Origin of the sequence: Nonomuraea sp. NPDC050022, from assembly GCF_044460705.1 — a bacterium.
GTDB lineage: Bacteria > Actinomycetota > Actinomycetes > Streptosporangiales > Streptosporangiaceae > Nonomuraea.
On the sequence record NZ_JBITKE010000025.1, the window covers coordinates 36,753 to 60,122 of the forward strand.

General features: G+C 71.1%; 18 protein-coding genes and 1 pseudogene. 13 read left to right on the top strand and 6 right to left on the bottom strand.

Annotated features, from left to right (window positions below):
- Positions 1-15 precede the first annotated feature (15 nt).
- Together ACIBO2_RS57645 and ACIBO2_RS57650 are read right to left on the bottom strand one after the other, a co-directional pair.
- Entirely contained in the window at positions 16-1,527 is a 1,512-nt protein-coding gene (locus ACIBO2_RS57645; protein WP_397305243.1) for a carboxylesterase/lipase family protein, read from the bottom strand.
- Between the two features lie 119 nt (positions 1,528-1,646).
- Positions 1,647-2,270 (bottom strand): TetR/AcrR family transcriptional regulator, encoded by a 624-nt coding sequence (locus ACIBO2_RS57650; protein WP_358555930.1) that lies wholly within the window; start codon positions 2,268-2,270, stop codon positions 1,647-1,649.
- 54 nt (positions 2,271-2,324) lie between these two features.
- Here ACIBO2_RS57650 and ACIBO2_RS57655 point away from each other — a divergent pair, with 54 nt between their 5' ends.
- From ACIBO2_RS57655 to ACIBO2_RS57665, 3 genes are read left to right on the top strand one after another with little or no spacing between them, the layout of a single operon-like run.
- Positions 2,325-2,687, top strand: coding sequence for a GatB/YqeY domain-containing protein (locus ACIBO2_RS57655; RefSeq protein ID WP_358555927.1), 363 nt, complete (start codon positions 2,325-2,327; stop codon positions 2,685-2,687).
- A 19-nt stretch (positions 2,688-2,706) separates the two neighbouring features.
- Positions 2,707-2,892 (top strand): hypothetical protein, encoded by a 186-nt coding sequence (locus ACIBO2_RS57660; RefSeq protein WP_358555924.1) that lies wholly within the window; start codon positions 2,707-2,709, stop codon positions 2,890-2,892.
- Positions 2,893-2,942: 50 nt separating this feature from the next.
- Positions 2,943-6,362, top strand: coding sequence for a hypothetical protein (locus ACIBO2_RS57665; protein ID WP_397305244.1), 3,420 nt, complete (start codon positions 2,943-2,945; stop codon positions 6,360-6,362).
- On the opposite strand, the gene ACIBO2_RS57670 is transcribed toward ACIBO2_RS57665, so the two are convergent.
- On the bottom strand, positions 6,298-7,134 hold the full coding sequence (locus ACIBO2_RS57670) for a pentapeptide repeat-containing protein (protein WP_358555918.1): 837 nt from the start codon (positions 7,132-7,134) through the stop codon (positions 6,298-6,300). The genes ACIBO2_RS57665 and ACIBO2_RS57670 overlap by 65 nt on opposite strands.
- A 138-nt stretch (positions 7,135-7,272) precedes the next feature.
- Here ACIBO2_RS57670 and ACIBO2_RS57675 point away from each other — a divergent pair, with 138 nt between their 5' ends.
- The 5 genes and pseudogenes from ACIBO2_RS57675 to ACIBO2_RS57695 all read left to right on the top strand — a co-directional run.
- Positions 7,273-8,103, top strand: a complete 831-nt coding sequence (locus tag ACIBO2_RS57675) for an NAD(P)H-binding protein (protein ID WP_358555915.1) — start codon at positions 7,273-7,275, stop codon at positions 8,101-8,103.
- Between the two features lie 125 nt (positions 8,104-8,228).
- On the top strand, positions 8,229-11,987 hold the full coding sequence (locus ACIBO2_RS57680) for a S8 family peptidase (protein WP_397305246.1): 3,759 nt from the start codon (positions 8,229-8,231) through the stop codon (positions 11,985-11,987).
- Positions 11,988-12,147: 160 nt separating this feature from the next.
- On the top strand, positions 12,148-12,507 hold the full coding sequence (locus tag ACIBO2_RS57685) for a metalloregulator ArsR/SmtB family transcription factor (RefSeq protein ID WP_358555909.1): 360 nt from the start codon (positions 12,148-12,150) through the stop codon (positions 12,505-12,507).
- Entirely contained in the window at positions 12,504-13,121 is a 618-nt protein-coding gene (locus tag ACIBO2_RS57690) for an SRPBCC family protein (protein WP_358555906.1), read from the top strand. The genes ACIBO2_RS57685 and ACIBO2_RS57690 overlap by 4 nt, the downstream gene beginning before the upstream one ends.
- Before the next feature lie 153 nt (positions 13,122-13,274).
- Positions 13,275-13,604: pseudogene (locus tag ACIBO2_RS57695) on the top strand (DUF4326 domain-containing protein); the annotation flags it as partial.
- Between the two features lie 57 nt (positions 13,605-13,661).
- On the opposite strand, the gene ACIBO2_RS57700 reads toward ACIBO2_RS57695, so the two are convergent.
- The gene (locus tag ACIBO2_RS57700; protein ID WP_358555903.1) at positions 13,662-14,609 is read right to left on the bottom strand and encodes a zinc-binding alcohol dehydrogenase family protein; all 948 of its coding nucleotides are present in this window, start codon (positions 14,607-14,609) and stop codon (positions 13,662-13,664) included.
- Positions 14,610-14,700: 91 nt separating this feature from the next.
- Between ACIBO2_RS57700 and ACIBO2_RS57705 the strand changes: the two genes are divergently transcribed.
- The 4 genes from ACIBO2_RS57705 (at position 14,701) to ACIBO2_RS57720 (ending at position 17,997) form a co-directional block, all read left to right on the top strand.
- Positions 14,701-15,177: a MarR family transcriptional regulator gene (locus ACIBO2_RS57705; protein WP_358555900.1), complete on the top strand. Its 477-nt coding sequence runs from the start codon at positions 14,701-14,703 to the stop codon at positions 15,175-15,177.
- A 199-nt stretch (positions 15,178-15,376) separates the two neighbouring features.
- Positions 15,377-16,189, top strand: a complete 813-nt coding sequence (locus tag ACIBO2_RS57710) for a hypothetical protein (RefSeq protein WP_397305247.1) — start codon at positions 15,377-15,379, stop codon at positions 16,187-16,189.
- A gap of 39 nt (positions 16,190-16,228) precedes the next feature.
- Complete coding sequence (locus ACIBO2_RS57715; RefSeq protein WP_358555894.1) at positions 16,229-17,359, top strand: histidine kinase; 1,131 nt, start codon at positions 16,229-16,231, stop codon at positions 17,357-17,359.
- Positions 17,356-17,997 (top strand): response regulator transcription factor, encoded by a 642-nt coding sequence (locus tag ACIBO2_RS57720; protein WP_358555891.1) that lies wholly within the window; start codon positions 17,356-17,358, stop codon positions 17,995-17,997. The genes ACIBO2_RS57715 and ACIBO2_RS57720 overlap by 4 nt, the downstream gene beginning before the upstream one ends.
- A 70-nt stretch (positions 17,998-18,067) precedes the next feature.
- Here the strand turns inward: ACIBO2_RS57720 and ACIBO2_RS57725 are convergent, their stop codons facing one another.
- The gene (locus tag ACIBO2_RS57725) at positions 18,068-19,174 is read right to left on the bottom strand and encodes an SWIM zinc finger family protein (RefSeq protein ID WP_397305248.1); all 1,107 of its coding nucleotides are present in this window, start codon (positions 19,172-19,174) and stop codon (positions 18,068-18,070) included.
- Positions 19,175-19,657: 483 nt separating this feature from the next.
- On the opposite strand from ACIBO2_RS57725, the gene ACIBO2_RS57730 reads away from it, so the two are divergent.
- Positions 19,658-20,539: an RNA-guided endonuclease InsQ/TnpB family protein gene (locus ACIBO2_RS57730; protein ID WP_397305250.1), complete on the top strand. Its 882-nt coding sequence runs from the start codon at positions 19,658-19,660 to the stop codon at positions 20,537-20,539.
- On the opposite strand, the gene ACIBO2_RS57735 is transcribed toward ACIBO2_RS57730, so the two are convergent.
- The gene (locus ACIBO2_RS57735) at positions 20,522-23,362 is read right to left on the bottom strand and encodes an SNF2-related protein (protein ID WP_397305254.1); all 2,841 of its coding nucleotides are present in this window, start codon (positions 23,360-23,362) and stop codon (positions 20,522-20,524) included. The genes ACIBO2_RS57730 and ACIBO2_RS57735 overlap by 18 nt on opposite strands.
- Positions 23,363-23,370 lie beyond the last annotated feature (8 nt).

The following is a 23,370-nucleotide window of genomic DNA, read 5'->3' on the forward strand; positions in this document are numbered from 1 at the left end:
GATCGAAGGGAAGGTTCAGGGCATTCGTCCCCAGAAGTCGAGGTCATGCTCGGCCACGTAGTCCGTACCGCCGATCCGTTCGGGTGCCAGGGATTGAACGTAACCGGTGCTGACGTCGGGCCAGTCCGGCAGGTCCGCGCGGGCGGGATCACCGTGGCGGGCGAAGGTCGTCCAGTACTGGTTCATCCGGTCGGCGAACTCACGTTGTGCCGCCGACAGCGACGTACCGCCGCCGGGAAAGTCGAATTGGTACGCGAGAGCGCTCGAATGCTGGGCGCCGGCCGGGAACCCCGGAAGCGGTATGAGCGATGGGGCGGCCCGATCGGCGAACTCGTAGAACCAGGTGCTGGTGCGCGCGGCGAAGGCGCGGCCCAGCTCCCAGGCCGGCCGCGCCCAGGCCCGGTCCGTGGCGATCTGGGCCCAGGCGAGGCTCGGTGTCGGGAAGCCGTCGAGAGGGTAGCGGGCGGCGACCTGATCGGCCGAGTCACCGAACGCCTCGGCCACCAATCGCGGGTAGCTCTCGGCTGTGACCGGGTTGCCGACGAGGTCGGCGAAGAGCCCGACGAAGAAACGCGCCTCGTCGCGCGTGGCGCCCAGCATCAGCGGTATCCGGTGGAAGCGTCCGGCGGGTATCGCCGTCGAGGGCGACTCCGGCAGGGTGATCCCGCCGAAGGCGGGCCGGATGAAGGAGTCCGACGCCTGGAGCAGGTCTGTCACCGGGACCCGCCGGAGCTGCGCGAGCGCCGACTCGGGGTCACTGCCCGGCGTGACCCAGCCGCGCTCGGCCGCGATCGCGGCGCCGAACTGCTCCAGCTCGGCCACCGGGGCCCACCTCGGCGGGAGCTCCGGAACACCGGGAATGAAAGTGTGTGCCGGCGTCGTGCCCAGGACCGAGAACGCGCTCTGCAGGATCGCTCGGTGGAACAACCCCGCCGACGCGGGTGACACGAGGTGCGCGGCGATCATGAGGGCCCCGTACGACTCCCCGACCAGGGTCACATTCGCCGGGTCGCCGCCGAATTGCGCGATTTCCCGCCGCACCCAGCGAAGTACCGCCTGCTGATCCCGCAGACCGAAGGTGCCGCCGTCGGCCAGACCCGGGTGGCCAAAGCAGCCGAACACGCCGAGCCGGAAGTTCGGTGCCACGACGACGACGTCGCCGGCTACGGCCAGTCGCTGAGCGTCGTAGGCAGCGGCGCTGCCGTTCGTCCCGCCGCCGCCGTGCAGCCATACCAGCACCGGGCGCCCGGTGCCCTGGGCGGCCTCCGGAACAGTGATGTCGAGCGTCAGACAGTCCTCGTCCACGGAGGTGACGTCCGCGAACGACTGGGCCAGCTGCGGCGCCGGGTTTCCGGGCACGGTCGCGTCCCGGACCCCGGTCCACGGCTCGACCGGCGCGGGCGGCCGCCATCGCCGGTCTCCGATCGGGGCCGCGGCATAAGGAATCCCCCGGAAGGAGAGATGGCCGTCAAGCCGGTGGCCACGGATGGCACCGCCGCTCAGCCGTACGGTCACGTGCTGGGTCATGGTGCGAGCTCCGTGGTCAGTGTGCGCGTCGCGGGTCCTCGGCCGCCGGGCCTCCGTAGCAATATGGTCATATTGCTACGGTAACAGTATGACCATATTGCGATGGAAAAGCACCACAGTCAGGAGAGTGAGCGATCGTGACGCCCGGCGAACACCGTGGCGACGACCGGGCGCAATACCTCGCGCGCCGAGAACGCGTCCGCACCCGAGAGCGCGACCTGATCGGCCAGGCCCTGCAAGGTCGCCAGGATCATGCGGGCGGCGAGCACGGCGTCCACGCCGGAATCGACCTCACCGCGCCTCCTGCCGTCCTCGACCGCCATCGTGACGTATCCGAGCAGGTCACCGCCCGCCCGCCGGGCGACCTCGGCGAGTCCGGGGTGATACGGCGCCTGAGCCGAAAGGCACTGCCGGACGCGATACTCGATCTCCCGCTCCTCGTCCAGCGGCAACAGCTCGACAAGGCTGTCGAGCAGCACCTGCGAGACCTGGAGACCGGCATCCGAGCCCTCGCGGACACGCGCCCCCACCCGCTCGCTCATGCGACGCACGGCGTCGTCGTAGGCGAAGCGGAGCAGTTCGTCCTTGCCGGCGAAGTAGTGCTGAATGAGCCCGACCGAAACCCCGGCCTCCGCCGCCACGCGCGAGAACGAGACGCCGGCCAACCCCTGCGCGGCGAGCAGACGCTGGAATGCCCATGCGATCTGGACACGACGCTGGTCATGATCGGCAACCCGCGGCACCCCGCTATCGTACAGCCGTATTGTTATCCTCACCCCAGATCAGGAGCTCGGCACATGCGCGCCAACCTGCGCGACGACCTGAAAACCGCCCTCAAGGCCCGCGACCGCATCGCGATCACCGCCCTCCGCTCCGCCCTGGCGGCGATCGAGAACGCCGAAGCCGTCCCGGTCGACTCCCCGTCGCCCGGCGGCCCTGAGTACAACGAGCACTTCGCAGGATCGACCGCCGGCCTGGGCACCGCCGACGTGGAACGTCGCCTCCTCACCGAGGCCGATCTGCTGTCGATCCTCGAGAAGGAAGTGCGGGAGCGCTCGGTCGCCGCGCAGGAGTACGAGCGGCTGGGCCGCGACGACCACGCCGAGCGGCTCCGCGCGGAGGCCGAGGTGCTGAGCCGGTACCTGGAGCCGACCGTCTGAACACCCCACAACCGTCCCCGTGCCCGGGGGCGACGTGATCCACCTCCAGGGCGCCGACAACCTTCCGGACGCGCGGTCGCAGATGGTGGTGACCATGTTCGCGCTGCCGGGCACCCCGATTCTGACCGTGGTCGGCGCGGAGGAGCCGGCCGAACGACGACACCTACGGGTTACCCCGACCATGAGGGCCACCAGCATCTCCTGATATACGAAGAGTCCATCTCCCATCACGTTGGGTGACGGTAGATTTCCCATGTGGCGAACGCAGCGGATTCTCGTGAGGCCGAGTTGGGAGCCGAGCCGCGGCGGCGGGTCGAGACGGGCCGTGCGCGGTCCCGGCCCGCGGCCGGCTGCCCCTATCCGGGGCTGACGTCCTTCCGCACCGGGGACGCGCGCTTGTTCTTCGGCCGCGAGCGGGCCGTGGCCGACCTGGTGGCCCTGCTCGCCGACCCCGAGACGGCGGGTCATCCGGCGATCGTGATCGGCCCATCGGGAGTGGGCAAGTCCTCGCTGCTGCGCGCCGGTCTGGCCCCGGCCGTGCTGCGGGGCGCGCTTCCTGGTCGCCGGCCGGGCCGGCCGAGTGTGGCGTACCTGACGCCGACCGCCCAGCCGATGCGCGAGCTGGGCGGCGTCGACTCCCGCACCCTGGTGATCGTCGACCAGTTCGAGGAGCTGTTCACGCTGTGCGGCGACGAGGCCGCGCGGCAGGCGTTCATCGCCGAGCTGTGCCACCGGGCGGCGGCCGGGCTCGCGGTGGTCCTGGGCGTACGCGCCGATTTCTACGGCCAGTGCGTGGCGCACCCGCCGCTGCTGGCGGCGCTTCGGGCGCGTTGCCTGCCGCTCGGCCCGATGGCGGCCGGGCAGCTGCGGCAGGCGATCAGCGAGCCGGCCGCCGTGGCGCAGCTGGACATCGAAGCCGGCCTGGTCGAGCTGCTGCTGCGCGATGTGGGCGCCCGGACCAGCGGCGCCTGCGACGCCGGGGCGCTGCCCCTGCTGTCCCATGCGCTGCGGGCGACCTGGCAGAAGCGGACCGGCACGCTGCTCACCGTCGCGGGCTACGAGCGTACGGGCGGCATCCGGGGGGCGATCGAGGTCACGGCGGAGCAGGCGTACGCGGAGCTCGACCCGGCGCAGCAGCAGGTGGCCCGGCACATGCTGCTGCGCCTGATCCAGGTCGGCGACGGGACGGCCGACACCCGCCGCCGGCTCGCCCGCCAGGCACTGACCGACGACGGGGACGAGGCCGTCCTGGAGGCGTTCATCCGGGCCCGGCTGCTGACGGCCAACGCCGCATGGGTGGAGATCAGCCACGAGGTCCTGTTCGACGCCTGGCCCCGGCTGAAAGGCTGGATCGACGCCGACCGGGCGGGGCTGCGGATCCGGCGGCAGCTCGCCGACGCCGCCGAGGCGTGGGAACGCGCGGGCCGCGACGACGGCCTGCTGCTGCGCGGTCCCCAGCTGACCATGCTGCGCGAATGGGCCGACGCGGCACTCGCCGTCAACCTCACCCCCGCCGAGTGCGCCTTCCTGAGCGCCAGCCGGCAATGCGGTGAGGCCGAGCAAGTGGAGACGGTACGACGTAACCGCCGGCTACGCCGCCTGGTCCGCTGCCTCGGAATCACACTGGCGCTGACCGCGGTCGGCACGGTGGTGGCGGTCAGGCAGGCGGCGGAGGCGCACCGGCAGGAACGCAGCTCCCTGGCCGGGCGGCTGTCGGTCGAGGCGGCCCGGCTGACCGGCCACCGGCCGGAGGTGTCGGCGCTGCTCGCCGCGGCGGCCGTTGAGCAGGACCGCACTCCGCAGTCGCTCGGCGCGCTGATGAGCACGCAGGCGGGAGGGTTCGCCGGGCGCCTGGCCGGGCACGGGGCGGCCCTGTGGGGAGCGTCCCTCAGCGCCGACGGCTCGACGCTCGCCACCGTCGACCACGGTGGCCGCGCCCTGCTGTGGGACGCCCGCCGCCGGACCGTGACCCATACGCTGGAAGACCTCTCCGCCCGCCTCACCGCCATCGCCGTCAGCCCGGACGGGCGCCTGGTCGCCGGGGCGGGCGAGGACAGGCGGCTGCGGATGTGGGACGCCGGGACCGGCAAGAGACTGGCGACGCGCGAGCTGCCGGGCGGCACGGCGATGGGCGGTCTCTCCTTCGATCAGAAGGGCGCGGTCCTGGCCGTGGCCGGGACCGGGGTCGTGTTGTGGCGGGTGAGCGACCTGCGGGCGCTGCCGGCTCCGCCGTGGGGGTCCGACGCGATCGAAGGTGCCGCGTTCAGCCCCGATGGCACGCTGCTGGCCGCCGCCGGCCACGACGGGAAGCTGCGGCTCTGGCGCACCGACGGCGCGAGCGGGCCGCCGCCGGCTCTCCCAGCGGGCGCGCACGCGTTGCACGACGTCGTCTTCAGCCCGGACGGCACGCGACTGGCCGCCGCCGGTGACGACGGTGCCGTACGACTCTGGCGTACCTCCGACTGGCACCCGTCGGGCGTGCTCACCGGGCATCGCGGCGCTGTGTGGGATCTCGACTTCCGCGGCGACGGCCAGCTGCTCGCCACGGCGGGTGAGGACCAGCGGATCCTGCTGTGGGACGTGGCGGCGGGCCGCCGGGTCGCCGAGCTGACCGGCCACAGTGCCCCCGTACACGCGGTCGCCTTCCCCCGCAGCGGAACGCTGCTGGTCAGCGCCGCCGCCGACACGACCGGGGCCATCTGGGACACCGCGGGCTGGGAGATCCGCGGCTGTCCCGAGCCGGAGACGGTCGCGGCGGCATGGGGACCCTGGGGGCTGGTGACGGGTGCCGCCGACGGCGTGGTTCGCTTCGGCGGACCCGCCGCCGCGACCGGGCAGTGCGAGCAGTTGTCCCTGCCCTACCCACACATCCGCGCGCTGGCCAGGGGCGGGAAGGACGGAGACCTGCTGGTGGCCGGTGGTGACAGGGGGCGGATTCGGGTCTGGAGTCTCCGGCGCCGCACCGAGCTCTACCGGCTCGACTCCGGAGCCGGAGACCAGCACGGTGTCGCCGTCGATCCCGAAGGTGACCTCGTGGCGGGCGGCTATGGCAACGAGATCCTGGTGTGGCACATCACCGCGGGTCAAGCCGGCAGAGTGGACAAGTGGACGGCGAGCGGGACGGTGGGCACGCTCGCGTTCGACCCCGGCGCGGGGACGCTGACCACAGGCGAGGACCGGGCCGTCTACGTGCGGCGACTGGGTGATCCCGCCTCGCGGCGGCTCCTCATGGTCGCCGCCGCGCCGATCACGGCGCTCGCCTACAGCGCGGACGGCGCCATGCTGGCGATCGGCTCCGACGACGGCATGGTGCGGCTCTGGCAGGTCCAGGGACGCCGCGAGCTGTTCGCCCTGTCCACCCGTCAGGGCTCCGTCCGGGCGCTGGGCTTCGCCTCCGGCCATGGCCGGCTGGCCGTCACCGGAGCGCTCGGCACGGTGCGCTGGTGGGATCTGGACGAAGGGACGGCGCTGCGCCACGCCTGCGACATCGCCTCCGTGCCCCAGCCGCAGGAGTGGGCGCGACTCGTACCGAACATGAAACCCCTGGCGCCCTGCGCCTTCAGCTCTTCAGGCGCTCCGGTGTCGGCGCCGCACGCGTCGCCGGGGCGCGTCATCGGCGCGGCCGGGCACCCCGTCGTGGCCGGTCCGGGGCCGACCAGTGGGCCGGGCGCGTGAGCGCGGACGACAGCTTCGTGGCGCTGTCGCCTCTGGCCGCGTTGAGCTGCGGCTGGGTGAGGAAGATGCTGCCCGTGAGATCGGCGCCGGCCAGCTCGGCGCCCCTGAGGTCGGCGCCGATCAGGTCGGCCAGCCGCAGGTCCGCGCCGCGCAGATCGGCGCCGATGAGGTAGGCCCCCCGTAGGTCGGCGCCTCGGAGGTCGGCGCCCTTGAGCTTGGCGCCGATGAGGTCGGCGCCCCTGCGGTTCTTCCGGCGCGGGGTCTCGCCCCGGACCAGCTCGCTCGTACGCAGCAGCAGGGTGTTGACGCTCTGCCGGTGCGTGGGCACGTCAACGAGCAGGAGGGTGTCGGCGTCGGCACGGCTGAGCCGCCCGGTCTCGTCGAGCGCGGCGCGGAGATCGTCGTGGAGCTCGCGGGCCGGGTCGAAGGTCAGCGCCTCGGTGAGGTACCACAGCAACTCGTGGAGCTGGCGCACCACCGGGAACACCGCGAACATCCGCGTCGCCGTCTCCGGAGCCCGCCGCCAGTCCTGCCCGGCGAAGGTGACCTGGGAGACCTTCTGCCCCGCGCCGAAGCAGTCATAGACCGTGCAGCCCGGAAAGCCGCGCTCCCTGAGGTCGCGGTGGATGCCGCAGCGGAAGTCCGCCTCCAGGTTGGGGCACGGCCGTCCGGCGTCCTTGTCGATCGCGAAGTCGGCCGAGGCGGCGAAGGGCAGCGCCACGCAGCACAGCCCGAAGCAGCTCTCGCAGTCGGCCTTCAGGGATTCGGACAAGAGCAGAGGTCTCCTTCTGGGGCACCGAGTCTCCGAACATTACCCCAGCTCCGCAGCCGAGATTCCGGGAGCGCGTCACACTCCGGGGCCCGGCACCGCTCTTAGCTCGGAAACCGCTCAACATCGATGGGACATCTCATGATCTTAGTAACCGGATCCACCGGCCTCGTCGCACGCCCCCTGATCGAGCTGCTCGTCGCGGAGGGCGCCAAGGTCCGCGCCGTCAGCCGTTCACCGCAGACCGCCGGGTTGCCCGACGGGGTGGAGGTCGTGGCGCGACCGGACGTCTTCGACGGTGTCAGCGCGCTGTTCCTCCACCCGCGCGCGGTGGCCAGTGGCGGCGTCGAACTGCTGGATATGGCCCGGCGGAACGGGGTGCGGCGGGTGGTCGCTCTGTCGGCGAGCAACGTCGACGACGACTTGGCGGACCAGCCGTCCCGCTTCAGAGGCGACAGGAACAAGGAGGCCGAGGAGGCCGCCATCGGCAGTGGTCTGGAGTGGGTAAGCCTGCGGGCCTGTTCGTTCGCGGTCAACACCCTGCACTCGTGGGGCGGCCAGATCCGGGTCGGCGACGTCGTGCGCGGGCCGTACGCGAAGTTCGCCGAAGCACTGATCCACGAGCGGGACCTGGCCGCGGTCGGCGCCCGCGCGCTGCTCACGGACGAGTTCGCGGGCCAGAGGCTGGAGCTGACCGGCCCGCACTCACTCACCCACGAGGAGACAGTGGCGATCATCGGCGAGGTGATCGGCAGGCCGCTGCGCTACCAGGAGATCCCGCCGGAGGCAGCGGCGCAGGGGATGATTTCGCGCGGTTTCCCCCAGCCGTTCGTCGAGGCGCTGATGGCCAGGTACGCCAGGGGTGTCGGGCAGCCCGCACGAGTGACCGGGGAGGTGGAGCGCGTGCTCGGCCGTCCGGCGCGGACCTTCGCCGAGTGGGTTGCCGATCATGCCGCCGAGTTCGGGGAGTGAGCGCTCCTTAGGGCTGGCGAGTTCACGACAAGTCGGGATCTGGCCACACCTTTCGCATGGACAACGCCAGATCATGACCACTAGGAATTCGGTAGCTTCACTTACCGATTCGCTGGAGGTCGTCAATGCTGCGTGGGCGATGGGCGGTGGCCACCGTCGCGGCGGTGCTGGCCGTCTCCGCGCTGTCGGTGCCCGGTGCCCAGGCCGGCGCCGAGGTGGCGGCCTCGACCTCAGGGCTCGCGGTCGGTACGTCCGGCGGTGAGATCACGCTCATCACCGGCGACCAGGTGCACCTGCGCGCCGTCGACGGCGGGCACCAGGCGGTGACGATCACTCCGGCCCCGCGCGCGGACGGCTTCGTGCCGAACTTCCAGGTGCTGGAGACCGACGGACAGCTGAGCGTCATCCCCGACGACGTCGCCGCCCTGGTCCCGCAGCGTCTCGACGCGGCGCTGTTCGACGTCTCGGAGCTGGCCGAGGACGGGTACGACGCCGCGATCCCGCTCATCCTCACCTACGAGGGCAACACCACCAAGTCCGCCATCCCGGCCGTCAAGCAGCTCCGCACGCTGGAGAGCATCGGCGGTGCGGGGGTGTCGATCGCCACCCATGACGCGGCCCGTTTCGGCGCCGCGCTGGCCGGGCTCGCCGCCGGAACCGCAGCCCGCGCGGCGAGCCCGTTGGCCGGGGTGTCGAAGATCTGGCTCGACCGCAAGGTGGAGCCCGTGCTGGAGAACAGCGTGCCCCAGATCGGCGCGCCCGAGGCGTGGGCGGCCGGCTTCGACGGCACGGGCACGACCGTGGCCGTGCTCGACACCGGCGTCGACGCCACCCATGCCGACCTGGCCGGGAAGGTGACCGACCAGCGCGACTTCACCGGCGAGAACATCACCGGCGACCCCAACGGCCACGGCACCCACGTGGCGAGCACCATCGCGGGCTCCGGCGCCGCCTCGGACGGCCGCCGCAAGGGCGTGGCGCCCGGGGCGGGGCTGCTGAACGGCCGGGTTCTGGGCGCTGACGGCAAGGGTCAGCTCTCCTGGATCATCGACGGCATGGAGTGGGCGGCGGGGGAGAAGCACGCGCAGGTCGTCAACATGAGCCTGGGCAGCCGCGTCGCGGGCGGGCCGCTCTCCTCGGCCGTGTCGCGGCTGTCCCAGCAGTACGGCACGTTGTTCGTGGTGGCGGCGGGTAACGACGGCTGCGATGGCTGCGTCGGGGCCCCCGGCGACTCCGCCGACGCGCTGACCGTCGGCGCGGTCGATCGCGCCGACCAGCTGGCCACCTTCTCCAGCAGGGGCCCGATCGCCGTGGACGGCTCGGTCAAGCCCGACGTCACCGCGCCGGGCGTGGAGATCACCGCCGCCAAGGCGGGCGGCGGCTACGTCACGATGTCGGGCACCTCGATGGCCACCCCGCACGTCGCGGGCGCCGCGGCGCTGCTGCGGCAGGCCCGGCCCGGCATCACCGGGCCCGAGCTGAAATCCTTGCTGATGGAGAGCGCCAAGCCCATGCCGGGCACGCCCGCCGACGCTCGGGGCACCGGCCGGATCGACGTCGGCGCGGCGCTGAAGGGCGCCGTCGTCGCCTCGGCCGGCTCGGTGAACTTCGGCGGCCTCGTGGAAGGCGCCGACAAGAGCGTCACGATGACGTACCGCAACCTCGGCAAGGAGCCCGTCGAGCTGGACCTGAAGGCCGGCGGCCCGTTCACCGCCGAACCCGGCGAGGTGACCGTGCCCGCCGCCGGGCAGGCCGAGGTGAAGGTGACCCTCAAGGGCGCACCGCCCGGCCGACTGCGGGAGGAGCTGTCGGCGAGCGTTCCCGGCGGCGCCGCCGTACGGACCCTGCTGACCGCGAGCGTCGAGCAGCGGCGCGTTCAGCTGCGAGTACGCGGGGTGGCCAGGGACGGCCGCAACGCGCGCGGCGGGTTCACGGTGCTGAACCTGGACGAGGGCACCCTGGTCGGACGCGTCCTGCCCGGCGACCCGGCCCAGCCGTGCACCGAGCAGAAGTCCGGCACCGGCACCTGCCTGCTGGTCAAGCCCGGCACCTACTCCGTGCTCGGCCACATCTTCACCATGCCCGCCACCCAGGACAGCACGGCGACGGGCAAGCCACTGAACGAGAGCCTCGTCGGCGACCCCGAGATGAAGATCACCGGGGACACCGAGGTCGTCCTCGACGCCCGCAAGGCGGTCGAGGTCGAGATCCGGACCCCCGACCACAAGACCAAGCGGAACATGGGCGCCGCGGCGCAGCTCGCCTGGTACCGCGCCGGCGAGAAGGGGACGGCGCTGCGCGGCGGCACCAACATCTCGCCCGGCGGGCAGGTCGAGGAGCGGCTGTTCATCCAGCCGACCAGGAAGGTCACCAAGGGCACCTTCACCGTCGCCACCCGCTGGCGGCTGGAGGCACCCGCGATCACCCTGACGGCTCCGGGCCTCGACCTGAACCCCCAGTACTACGACCCGGTCTCCTTCAGCGACTACGCCACGGAATACCCGAAGCTGGACGGCACTGCCCTGCTCGCGGCGGTCGACGCCGGACGTGGCACGGCCGAGGAGATCAAGGCCCGCGACCTGCGCGGCAAGCTGGCGGTCATCCGCCGTACCGACGGCGTGCCCGTCTCGGCCCAGTCCAACGCGGCCGCGGCCGCGGGAGCCAGAATGGTGGCGATCTACAGCGACCGTCCGGGGGCGGACATCACCTCGGGCGGCACCGGCGTCAAGCTCACGGTCCCGACCGTACGGTTGACGCAGGAGGAGGGTCTGAAGCTGGTCGAGCGGCTGCGGCGGCTGCCCGTGCCCGTCCTGGCCAAGGGGATCGTGGCCAGCCCTTACGTGTACGACCTGTACCTGCGAGAGAAGGGCCGGGTGCCGGACTCGCTGCGGTACGTGGTGCGCGACCGGTCCCTGGCCAGGACCGAGGCGGGCTATCACAGCCAGCTCGCCGACGACGTGACGGTGAACGAGGCGCGGTTCGTGTTCGAGCCGTGGGACACCTCGTCGATCTCCACGAACCGGCCGCTGGCCAAGACGCCGCGTACCCAGGTCCAGTACTTCACCCCCGATCCCGACCTGCGCTGGAGCTCCTCGGCGGGCAGTCCCGAGCGGCACTACAACACGATGTGGCCGCACGTGGACACTCCACGCGTCGCTCTGTCGTCGCCGGAGTTCCGCAGCTATAAGGCGGGGGAGCGGGTGGAGCGCACCTGGTTCAAGCAGCCGCTGCTGCCGGGCGTCAACCCGCGCAATCCGCTGCGCAGGGAGGGCGACAAACTGCGCATCTCCATGCAGGGCTTCGTCGACGCGAGCGGCAACTACGGCGACACCTACACCAGCACGTTCGAGCACGGCATGAAAACCGATTTCCGCCTCTACCAGGGCGACTCACTGCTCCAGCAGACCAACTACCTGCCTTCGGGCAGCGTGCCCCTGCCGGTGGAGAAGTCCACGTACCGGATCGAGTACGACGTGCGCAACGAGGCCACCTGGGCGAAGCTGTCGACGCGTATCCGGTCGGTGTGGACGTTCGGCTCGGAGCACGTGGACGCGGGGGTCGCCACGGTGATCCCGCTCATCCTGGCCGGGATCGACGCGCCCGTCGACCTGAAGAACCAGGCCCGCTCGGCCAAGCTCGGCGTGTCCTTCCATCGCCAGGAGGGGGCGGCGCGGAGCGCGCTGAAGGAGGTGTCCCTGGAGGTGTCCTATGACGACGGCGCCACGTGGCGGGCGAGCCGCCTGCGCGCGAAGGGCGGCACGGACTCCTACGAGGCCACGCTGGACCGGCGGCCCGGGAGCTTCGTCTCGCTGCGGCTCAAGGCCGCTGACGTCGATGGCAACGCCTTCTCCCAGGAGGTCATCCGCGCCTACGCGACACGGTGACGATCATCCGCGGGACCGTGGCGATCATCCGCGCCTACCTGGCACGGTGACACACAGACCCGCCGGGCGGATAGGCCACCCCCCTCCGGTCCTATCCGCCCGGCGACCACTTGAATATCAACATTGACTTATATAAGTCCGGCTTGAAATAATCCGTCATGTGCATGCATTCGACGTCCTCGGCGACCCGGTCCGGCGCCGGATCCTGGAACTGCTGGCCGATGGCGAGCTGAGCTCCGGCGAGGTCACCGCGGTCATCCAGAGCGAGCACGGCATCTCCCAACCGGCCGTCTCACAGCATCTGCGGGTGCTGCGGGACAACGGGTTCGCCAGCGTGCGAGCCGAGGGCACCCGGCGGCTCTACGCCGTCGAGCCCGGGCCGCTGCGGGAGGTCGACCTCTGGCTGGAACGCTTTCGCGGGTTCTGGGAGCAGCGGCTGGACGCGCTGGCCACCGAGCTGGCTCGGGGCAAGCGGGAACGCCGCGCTCCCGGCCCATCATCGAGAAACGAGCACACATGATCGACATCATCAAGCAGATCGAATACGTCCACCGGCAACTGGAAGACGGCGACGAGCTCAAGACCGTCGTGCTGCGCCGCCACTACGACGCCGACATCGAGGACTTGTGGGACGCCTGCACGTCCGCGGAGCGCATCAGCCGCTGGTTCCTGCCCGTCAAGGGGGACCTTCAGCTCGGCGGCCACTACCAGCTCGAAGGCAACGCCGGTGGAGAGGTCCTGGAGTGCGAGCCGCCGCACCGCTTCAAGGTCTCCTGGATCTTCGGCGACGCCCCCGGGCTCTCCGAGGTCGAGGTACGGCTGTCGGCCGACGGCGCCGAGCGCACGCTGTTCGAGCTCCGGCACACCGCCGCCGCGCCGCCCGAGTTCTGGGACCGGTTCGGACCGGGCGCCGTGGGCGTCGGCTGGGACCAGGGGCTGCTCGGCCTGGCCCTCCACCTGGCGGGCGAATCCATCGGCGATCCGATCGCCTGGCAGGGAAGCGAGGAGGGCCGTACCTACAGCAAGACGTGCAGCCGGTTGTGGGGGGAGGCTCACGAGGCGGCGGGCGCCCCCGCCGACCAGGCGAAGGCCGCCGCCGACAACACCAGCGCCGCCTACGCCCCGCCGGCCTGAGCATCCCTTCCCGCGCGACGGGGGTACGACGTAGGGCATGCCGTGGCACTTCGTTCCGCTTGACTTCTGAGTCTTGCCGCATCGTCGCGATCTGTGAGCAGGTGCGCCAGTGTCTTCAGCGCTCTGGAGCCCATCGTCGATCCGAGGTGGGGGATGACTCCGGTTCGGATTCGGCGGCGCCGTGCCCCTGGTTGGCGGAAGCCGGCCGGTGCGGTGATCGTTGACCGTACCTCGCGGTGGGGCAATCCCTTCACGGTGGCGGACGCGCTCGCGGACGGCATCGCCGATGACGAGCATGCCGCCCACGAGCTATGTGCCCAGCGGTATCGGTCGTGGATTCTTGGCTCGATTCCGGGGGACTCGGACGTGCTCCAGGTAGGCAATCGTCGGTTCGATCGACGATGGATACGCGAACACCTTCACGAACTGCGCGGTCGGTCGCTGTGCTGCCCTTGCCCCGAGGGCGAGGCGTGCCATGGCGAGGTCCTTCTGGAGCTTGCCAGTGCGGCGCCTCCGCCGGCCGGCTTATGGTCGGGCGGGTCAGGCGATGCGGACGATGCTCTTGCCGTGGATGTCACCATTGGCCAGCCGTTCGATGGCGGTATCGAGGTCGGCCATCTCATACTCGGCGGTGACGTCCACGCGGACCGTGTGGTCGGCCAGCAGTCGCAGTGCCTGGGTGGCGCTGTCGGCCAAGCGTTGCGGGTGGGTCTGGCTGAGGAGGTTGCTGTTGTAGGTCAGGGCTGACCTTCCGCTCATGAGCAGGTCGTTGGTGTTGATCTCGACAGGTTCGAAGGTGGCGATGTTGCCATAGATCGTCAGGCGGCCGTGCGGCGCGAGCCGCTCCAGGCTGGCCAGACGGGTCGGCCCGCCGATGGGATCCAGGATCACATCGAACCGCTCGTCGGCGAGGGCGCCGGGGAAGTCCTCGCGTGTCACCAGCAGGTCGTAGCCGAAGCGCGTGGCGTAGTCGGCCTGGGCGGTGCCGCCGACCACTCCCACGATGCGGGCGGCTCCGGCGGCCTTGGCGAACTGGGCCGCGAGCGTGCCGACGCCCCCCGCCGCCGCATGGATGAGCACGCTGTCACCGGGACGTACCCGGCCGACGGTGTTGATCAGGTCGTAGGCGGTCGGGGTGGCCCAGCCGAACCCGGCGGCCGTCCGAGGGTCCACGCCGGCGGCGTCGAAGGCGAGGAGGTCTGGCGCCACCACGACCTCGGCGTATGCCCCCGCGCTGGTCAGGGCGGTCACGCGCTGCCCGACACGGCCCGCGTCCACGCCTTCGCCGACCGCGACGACGCGGCCGGCGGCCTCGAAGCCGGGCACGAAGGGGCGCGGCACGGGGAAGTGGCCGCTGCGGACGAGCACATCGCCGTACTGGATTCCGGCGTATTGCACCCGGATCGCGACCTGCCCCGCAGCGGGGATGGGCTCGTCGATGTCGGCGAGGGCGAACCGGTCGTCGGCGTCGAAAATCACGGCCTTCATCGTTACAGCTCCCTGTGTTGACTCAGTATCCTGATACCGAGAAACCTTACGAATATCAGGTACCTGAGTCAACACAGGGAGCTGTTGATTAATGACCGATGTCCCCGCCGAGGAATACCTCTGTACGCGCATCCGCCGCACCGAGCAGGCTCTGATGGCCCACCATGAGGCCGTTCTGCGCGGCTATGGCCTCACCATGACGCAGTACACCGTGTTGCTGACACTGTCGCGCGAGGACGGCAGGTCCGGTGCGCAACTCGCCCGCTCCTGTGGCGTCACACAGCAGACCATGGCCTCTGTCCTGACCGGCCTCCAGAACAAGGAACTCATCGTCCGCGAGGCCTCGCCCGTACATTCCAAGGTCCTCATCGCCTCGCTGACCGAACAGGGTCGGCGCGTGCTGGACGGTGCTTATCGAGAGGTCATCGTGCTGGAGCGCGCACTCGGCGCGGCTTTCACCCCGGCCGAGCGCGACGCGTTGTGCGCGCTCCTCGAACGCGCCACCACGATCCTGATCCAGCAGACGCCCGGCGCCGAGTCCCGGGCCCCGGCCACCTCGTCCGGATGAGCTTCGTCAGCTCACCAGCGCCGACAGGTCGCGTTCCGGTGGGCGCTCGCCCTCCCACCCGGCCCGCAGGAGTGCCCCGGCTCTGGCCAGGTCCTTCTCGGGCGGGGTCCAGGGCACTCGGGAGTGCTCCAACTAAAGAGACGCCTGCTGTATCGATTGACGGATGTGATCGCGCCATCTGTGATCCAGGGTGGTCGTCATGCCGCAAGCAGACCAGACTGCCCGACCGGGCAGCACATGGAAGACCCCTGCTCTCCTTCAGCACAATGCCTGGCTTCCAGGACGGATCATCGGAGGAGTGGCGCTTGTCCTTGCCCCTCTCGTATGGTCGGCCGGGTTGCTTCTGCGGTACCTGGCGCTGAACTCGGGAGCCTTTACCCCCGAGCAGTTGGCGGAGTTCGACAGGCAGCCGTTCGCCGCGCCGTCTCAGTTGGCCGCGTACGTGGAAAACCCCACGCTGGTCACCGCCGGCTACGCGTGCTTCGCCCTCGGCGCCATCCTGCTGTGTCCCGCGGTCATCACGCTCGCCCGGATCGTCGCCGCGAGATCTCCGTGGTCCGCCCTCGTGGGCGGCACGCTCCTCGTCCTGGGCCTCTTCTCTCGCCTGTACTGGGCGGGCGTCGATCAGACAGCCTTCCAGATGATCGGGCAGCTGGGCCTTGAACAGACGACCAAGGTCGTGATGAACACGTATGTGGACGTCTCTTATGGACCGTGGAGGGTTCCCGTCACGGCTGCCTTCTGCCTGTACATCGGAACGCTTGTGCTGGCCATCGGGGCCTACCGGTCGGGCACGTTCGGTGTGGGGCGTCTCCTGCTGTTCCTCTGGGCGGGAACACTGTGGACCGGCCATCTCAAGGCGAGCACCTTCCTCGACGTCGTCTCGACGGGCCTCCTGTGTCTGGTACTGGTGCCGCTCGGCATCCAGGTGCTGCGCAAGGCCGTCCCCGAATTGGCAACCGAACGACTCCCCACCCCCGACCGCAAGCCCCTGCGACTGGTGAGCTGGTGAGATGCGTGCACACCGGATACGGCTGTCTAGGCTGACCGAGTGAGGATCGAGGGGATACGTCATCGGCTGGTGGCGGCAGCGCTTCCCGCCGCCGCCTTCTGCGCCGCCTTCGTGCCGGGCTCAGAACCGGACATCTTCTTCGGCCTCGCCTCGGTGCCCTCGTACGTCCAAGGCGCGGCGGTCGGTCTCCTGGCCGCCGTCGCGGCTTGGGCGGTACCGCGGCGGCTCTGGCCGCTGTTGCTCGTCGTAGCCGTCGACTCGGTGGCGCGGTCGCCTGGGTTCCTGCTGTCCGTGGCGTCCTATGTCGCGGCGACCACGTATCGGCGGCCCCTGCACCTGACGGTCTTCACGGTGGCCGCGAGCCTTCTGGCGGTGTTGCCCCGGCCCGGCGCCGACATTCTTTCCGCTCTGGGCGGCGCGCCGCTGTTCGTCTGGTTTCCGCTGGTGATCGGGTTGTGGGTGGGCGCGCGCCGGCAGGTGGTGGCCGGGCTGCGTGAGCGCGCCGAACGGCTGGAGCGGGAGCAGGCCGCCCGTACCGAGCAGGCTCGCGCGCAGGAACGTGCCCGTATCGCGCGGGACATGCACGACGTGGTGGCGCACCGGGTATCCCTGATGGTCCTGCGGGCGGGGGCACTGGAAATCAACGCTGTGGACGAGAAGATCGCGGCGGAGGCGGAACTCATCCGGATCACGGGCAAGGAAGCCCTCGAGCAACTGCGAGCCGTTCTCGGGATCCTCGCCGAAGTTCCCCGGCGACGGCCGATGATCGAGGAGGAAGCCCTCGAACCTCAGCCGACGCTGGCCGATCTCGACTGGCTGCTCCATCAGTCACGTTCTGTCGGCGTGCCTGTGGAACGGCGCGATGAGGGGACGACGCGGGAGGTGCCTGTCATCGTGCAGCAGACCGCCTACCGGATGGTGCAGGAGGCCCTCACCAACATCCACAAGCATGCGGGCATGGCTGCCACCCAGGTCGTGGTGCGCTACCTGCCTTCGGCGCTGGAGGTCACCATCAAGAACTCCGTTCCATCAGATGACACGCCGACGATGCCCGGCAGCGGGCTCGGCCTGATCAGCCTGAGAGAGCGCATCGAACTGCTGGGCGGCGGGTTCACCGCCGGACGGGAGCCGGACGGCGGTTTCCTTGTGTCAGCGAGGCTGCCCACGTGATCCGGGTGCTTGTCGTCGACGACGAGGCCCTGGTGCGGACCGGGCTGCGCATGATCCTGGAGGCCGCCCACGACATCGAGGTGGTCGCCGAGGCGGAGAACGGGGTGGAGGCGGTGACCGCGGTCGCGCGCCACTGGCCGCACGTCGTGCTCATGGACGTACAGATGCCCCGCATGGATGGCGTGGCCGCGCTCAAGGAGCTCAACCGTTCCCCGAACCCGCCGAAGGTGGTCATGCTCACCACCTTCGACCGCGACGAGTACGTCTACAGCGCCCTGCGCGCCAAGGCCGCGGGATTCCTGCTGAAGGACACCGCGCCCCGTGACCTGATCGCTGCCGTCCGCACGGTGGCCGACGGCAGCGCCATGCTCGCGCCGTCGGTGACCAAGCGGATGATCGACGCCTTCGCCGGGCAGCAGGCACCAGACGTCGGCGCCGCGCGCGAACGTCTGGCCGCCCTCACCGAGCGCGAACGGCAGGTCGTCCAGGCAGTGGCCCGAGGGCTGGCCAACGCCGAGATCGCCCGCGAACTCAACATGAGCGAGACTACGGTCAAGGCCCATGTCAGCCGCTCACTCGCCAAACTGGGGCTGGCCAACCGGGTGCAGATCGCCCTCCTCGTCCGCGATGCCGGCTAGGCCGACGCCATGGTCGCGTGGACCTGGCGCCGCGGCTTCGGCGCGCGGCCTCCAGCCAAGCGTGGGCTCGCTAGCCCACCAGCGCCGACGGGTCGCGTTCCGGTGGGCCGGCGGGCCACCACTGGCCGTCGCGGTCGGTGAAGGGGTACCAGCGGCCGTCGCGGCCGTAACGCAGTTGCCGGGCGCCGATGGTCCAGCGGTTGCGCCAGGCCTCGACCTCCGGCGGGCGCTCGCCCTCCCAGCCGGCCCGCAGGAGTGCCCCGGCTCTGGCCAGGTCCTTCTTGGGCGGGGTCCAGGCCGTTTCGAGCGCCTCCAGCCCGTCGGCGCCGCCGTACCGCCAGGCCTGTACGGCCGCCTCCAGGCCGAGGTCGAGGTCGTGGGCGGCGGCCAGGCGTACCCGGTCCTGGTATTCGGTCAGTACGGCCAGCCGCCCGGTGAGCAGCAGCTCTCGGGCCCGGTCGGCGGCCGAGGCGGCGAGCACCTCCAGGGCGGCCACGTCGACCCCGGGCACGGGCTCCAGCCCGAGCGGCGCGTACGCGATGTCGAGCGGCGGCGGCCCCGGCAACGGCGGCACGCCCAGGCTGAACGCCACCGCGGCGGGCGTACCGGTCTCGGCCGGGGCTGGGACGTCGCGGCCCTGGAGCGCCTCGATCAGCTCCTGCTCGCCCCGGCCGCGCATGAGCAGCAGCACGAACGGATCGGCGTCGAGCAGCCACGACGCCTGGTAACACAGGGCGGCGGCGTGCTTGCAGGGGTGGCCCCAGTCGGGGCAGGTGCACTCCGGTTCGAGGTCGCCGACCGTCGGCAGCAGCGGGACTCCGGCGTCCTCGGCGGCCTCGACCAGGTCGTGCGGCATGTCGCGGTCGAGCAGCGCCGCGATGTGCCCCGCCTTGGCGGCGACCTGGTCGAGGAAGCGCTCCCAGTCGGGGGCGGCGAGCTGTTCGACGTGGACGACGGTGTCGTACTCGCTCTCGGTGACGGCGGCGATGCGGCCCGGGCTGACCGTGATGGGGCCGACCTGGCCACTCTTGGCGTAGGTGCGGCCTTTGCGCAGGAGCGTGTGGTCGAGGGAGGTGTCCTCCATGGCCTGGATCCAGGCCCGGCCCCACCAGGAGGTGGCGAAGCGGGCGCCGGCCTGTTGCGCGGGGAACGCGGGGAATCCTCTGACAGCGTTCATCTGCATGGTGACGCGGAGGCCCGGTCCTTCAGGGCTGGGAGGAAGCGCCACCCCTCCTTTCGAAAACAGAATGGAAAGGCTCGGTCACGTTCGGTAATATGTGCGGTGGGTGAGGCCGCTGTGACAGGAGGTGCGCGATGGCGATCCGCCGCTCCACCACCAAACGCCACGGCCTGCCCACGATCGTGCAACTGCGGCTCACACCCACGCCCGCCCAGGCTGAGGCGCTGGCCGCGGCGGTGCAGGTGTGCAACCAGGCGGCCACCCTCGTCTCCCGGCTGGCCTGGCAGCACCGCGTCTTCACCGTGCTGGAGCTGCATCGGCTGGCCTACTACGAGGTGCGCGGGCAGATGGCCGGGCTCGGCGCGCAAGCGGCCGTCCGGGCGATCGCCCGGGTCGCCGGCGCCTACGCCAACCGGCGCCAGCAAGAAACGCGCCCACATCTTCCGCCCGCACGGCGCCGTCCCCTACGACGCCCGGCTGATGAGCTTCAACCGGGACGCCCGCACAGTGTCGCTGTGGACCCCCACCGGCCGCGTCACCCTCCCCTACACCGGCCGACCAGAAGACCTCAAAGCCATCGACACGCTGCCGCTCGGCGAGGCCGACCTGATCTACCGGCGCGGCATGTGGCTGCTGCAGATCGCCCTCACCCTGCCCAAGCCGGTGGTGCGTGAGCCGGTCGGCGGCTTTCTTGGGGTGGATCAAGGGGTGGCGAACCTGGCGGTCACCTCCGACCGGGCGGTACTGCCCGGCCCTGCCCTGCCGGGGCCGATCGGCGGCAACGGCCACGTCCGCACCCTGCGCGAACGGCGGCACCGGCAACGCCGACGGTTGCAGAAGAAGGGCACGTCGGCGGCGCGGCGGGTGCTGCGCCGTCTGTCCGGTCGTGAACACCGGATGATGACCGACCTCAACCACCAAATCAGCAAATATGTGGTGCGTGAAGCCGAACGCACCGGCCGCGGTCTCGCCCTGGAAGATCTGCAGGGCATCCGCAGCCGGGTAAGGGCTCACCGGCTCCAGCGACGCACCCTGCACAACTGGGCATTCGCCCAGCAGATCACCTTCACCCGCTACAAAGCCGCCCGAGCCGGAGTCGCCTTCGTCCTGGTCGACCCCGCCTACACCTCGCAGATCTGCCCTGACTGCGGGTATGCCAGCAGGGCGAACCGGCCGGCGCGGGGCCGGTTCGTCTGCCAAAGGTGCGGCCTCGCTGGGCACGCCGACCACATCGCAGCCCGCAACATCGCCACACGCGGCATAGCGGGCTGGGCTGTCATCAACCAGCCACACGCTACCGGCCTCCCTTCACCCAGACGGGACCGCGAGAGCAAACCACCAGCTTCAACCGGTGGTAGTTGATCTCAGCTCCACCAGTGCGGCCAGTTCCGCGTCGGTCAGTTCGGTGAAAGCGGCGTCGCCTCCGGCCAGTACGGCATCGGCCAGCGAGCGCTTGGCCGCCAGCATCTCGGCGATGCGGTCCTCGATCGTGCCCTCCGCGATCAGCCGGTGCACCTGGACGGGTTTGTCCTGGCCGATGCGGTAGGCGCGGTCGGTGGCCTGGTCCTCGACGGCCGGGTTCCACCAGCGGTCGTAGTGGATGACGTGGTCGGCGCGGGTGAGGTTCAGGCCGGTGCCGGCCGCCTTGAGCGAAAGCAGGAACACCGGCGCCGCCCCCTCCTGGAAGCGCCGCACCATCTCCTCCCGTTTCGGCACCGAGGTGCCGCCGTGCAGGAACTGGGTGGCCACGCCCCGATCGGTCAGGTGCCGGTCGAGCAGCCGCGCCATGGCCACGTACTGGGTGAAGACCAGCACCGCGCCGTCCTCGGCGACAATGGTGTCGACGAGTTCGTCGAGCAGTTCGAGCTTGCCGGACCGGCCGGTCAGCCTGGGCGCGGCCTCGTGCAGGTAATGGGCCGGGTGGTTGCAGATCTGCTTGAGCCCGGTCAGCAGCTTGACGATCAGGCCGCGCCTGGCCATGCCCTGGGCGCTCTCGATCTGCCGCATGCTCTCCCGGACCACCGCCTCGTACAGTCCGGCCTGCTCGGTGCTCAGCGCCACCGGTCGGTCGGTCTCGGTCTTGGGCGGCAATTCGGGCGCGATGCCGGGATCGGACTTGCGGCGCCGCAGCAGGAACGGCCCCACGAGCCTGGCCAGCCGCTCGGCCGCCACGGTGTCGCCGGACTCGACCGGTTTGGCCCAGCGCGAGCGGAACCTGCCCAGCGAGCCGAGCAGCCCCGGCGTCGTCCAGTCGAGGATGGCCCACAGCTCCGCGAGGTTGTTCTCCACCGGGGTGCCGGTCAGCGCGACGCGGGCGGCCGCGGGGATCTCGCGCAGCGCCTTGGCCGTACCGGATGAGGGGTTCTTGACGTGCTGTGCCTCGTCGGCCACCAGCAGCCCCCACGGGTGCTCGGCGAGCCGCGCCGCATCCATCCGCATGGTGCCATATGTCGTCAGTACGAAGCCCTCATCAGCCAATGTCCGGCTATTTCCATGAAATCGGCGGACAGGGACGCCCGGTGCGAACCTGGAGATCTCCCGCTCCCAGTTCCCCAGCAGCGAGGCGGGGCAGACGACCAGCGTGGGACCACCGCCCCGGTGCAAGTGCAGGGCGATCAGGGTGATCGTCTTGCCCAGGCCCATGTCGTCGGCCAGGCAGGCGCCGAGCCCGAGCGAGGTCATCCTGGCCAGCCAGCGCAGGCCCTGCAGCTGGTAGTCACGCAGCCGCGCGTCCAGACCGGCGGGCACGGTGATCTCCTCGGGCTCCGACAGCCGGTCGCGCAGCTCCCGCAGCCAGGCGCTCGGCTCGATCGGCACCTGCTCGCCGTCGACCACCACGGTGCCGGTCAGCGCGGCGCCGAGGGCGTCGAGGCCGCTCAGCGGCTTGAGATCGCGCTGGCGGGCCTTGCGGGCCAGGTCCGGCTCAATGAGCACCCACTGGTCGCGCAGTCGTACGACGGGCCGGTGCGCCTCGGCGAGCCGGTCCATCTCGGCCGCGGTCAGCCGCTCGCCGCCCAGGGCGAGCTGCCAGTCGAAGCTGGTCAGGTGATGGCCGCCGAGGAAGGACGGCAGGTCGGACGGAGCACTGTCGCGCTCGCCGACGACGGCGCGGGCGCTCAGGCCGCGTACGAGCTCCCGTGGCCAGTGGACCTCGACACCGGCCGCGCCCAGGCGCTCCGCGGCCCCGGCCAGCAGGTCCTCCACGTCCTCGCCGGACAGGGTCAGCTCGTCGGGGACGGCGCTGTCGAGCAGGCGTTCCAGCCGGGCCCAGGCGCGGGCGGCCCGCCTGATGGCCAGCGTGGCGTCGATCCTGGCACGGGGGCCGAACCCCGGGTCGGTGCCCGCCCACAGGTCGGCGGCGTCCACCACCAGGGACGGATCGGCCAGGCTGTGCAGTTGGACCACCGCCCGGAACTCCGCCTGCTCCAGGCTGTCGGCCTCCAGACGCAGCGACAGGCGTACACCGGAGTCCAGCCCCGCCGACACCTCGTCGGCCCAGGCACGCAGCCGGGGCACTTTGACCGGTTTGACGGCCGCGAACGCCGAGGTGCCGGTGGCGCGGACGGCGCCGGGGGAGCGCGGCATCGCGTCGGCCACCGCGTCCAGGAAAGCGCGCACCAGCGACTCCGCGTCCCTCAGCCGCACCTCTGTCGCACCGCGTCCGTGGCGTTGCCGCGACTCGGCGTCGCTCGACGTCGCTGCTCCCGCGTCATGTCCGTCGCCTTGGAGCGACTCGGCGGCCGTTGGGCGCGATGTGCTGCTTTGGACGGCCCGGTCTTCGAGAGGTACGGACCGTGCGGCCGCGGGCATGGCGTCGGCCAGCTCCCGGATCCGCTGGACATCGCCCGCGTCGAACGGCCCCGCCCGCCACGAGTCGAAGTCGCCCGCCGAAACCCCCGGCAGGATCCGCCCCCTGGCGACCAGTTGCAGCGCGACCAGCGCCACCGCGCCCCAGAACCGTGCCGCCGGATCGGCGCCCGCGTCGCTCCTGGCCCTGGCCAGCACGGCTACGGCGTCGGCGACCGGAACGCGGGTGGCCCGGGCCTCCAGAACCCGCAGCTCACCGTCGTGCTCCTCGACCACGGTCACCGTGGCGTCCCCGTCCGGGTCGAGGAAGGCCATCCGCCCCTCTCTGGGTGGATCGCCGGGCTCGAAGACGACCGCCTGCCGTACCAGATCCGTCATTGGGCTCA

Excerpts from the sequence above, each read along its gene's own strand:
- ACIBO2_RS57675 (WP_358555915.1), top strand. The coding sequence starts at position 7,273 with ATGATCTTAGTAACCGGATCCACCGGCCTCGTCGCACGCCCCCTGATC.
- ACIBO2_RS57690 (WP_358555906.1), top strand. The coding sequence starts at position 12,504 with ATGATCGACATCATCAAGCAGATCGAATACGTCCACCGGCAACTGGAA.
- ACIBO2_RS57645 (WP_397305243.1), bottom strand. The coding sequence starts at position 1,527 with ATGACCCAGCACGTGACCGTACGGCTGAGCGGCGGTGCCATCCGTGGC.
- ACIBO2_RS57725 (WP_397305248.1), bottom strand. The coding sequence starts at position 19,174 with ATGAACGCTGTCAGAGGATTCCCCGCGTTCCCCGCGCAACAGGCCGGC.
- ACIBO2_RS57705 (WP_358555900.1), top strand. The coding sequence starts at position 14,701 with ATGACCGATGTCCCCGCCGAGGAATACCTCTGTACGCGCATCCGCCGC.
- ACIBO2_RS57730 (WP_397305250.1), top strand. The coding sequence starts at position 19,658 with ATGAGCTTCAACCGGGACGCCCGCACAGTGTCGCTGTGGACCCCCACC.
- ACIBO2_RS57700 (WP_358555903.1), bottom strand. The coding sequence starts at position 14,609 with ATGAAGGCCGTGATTTTCGACGCCGACGACCGGTTCGCCCTCGCCGAC.
- ACIBO2_RS57710 (WP_397305247.1), top strand. The coding sequence starts at position 15,377 with ATGCCGCAAGCAGACCAGACTGCCCGACCGGGCAGCACATGGAAGACC.
- ACIBO2_RS57655 (WP_358555927.1), top strand. The coding sequence starts at position 2,325 with ATGCGCGCCAACCTGCGCGACGACCTGAAAACCGCCCTCAAGGCCCGC.
- ACIBO2_RS57680 (WP_397305246.1), top strand. The coding sequence starts at position 8,229 with ATGCTGCGTGGGCGATGGGCGGTGGCCACCGTCGCGGCGGTGCTGGCC.
- ACIBO2_RS57735 (WP_397305254.1), bottom strand. The coding sequence starts at position 23,362 with ATGACGGATCTGGTACGGCAGGCGGTCGTCTTCGAGCCCGGCGATCCA.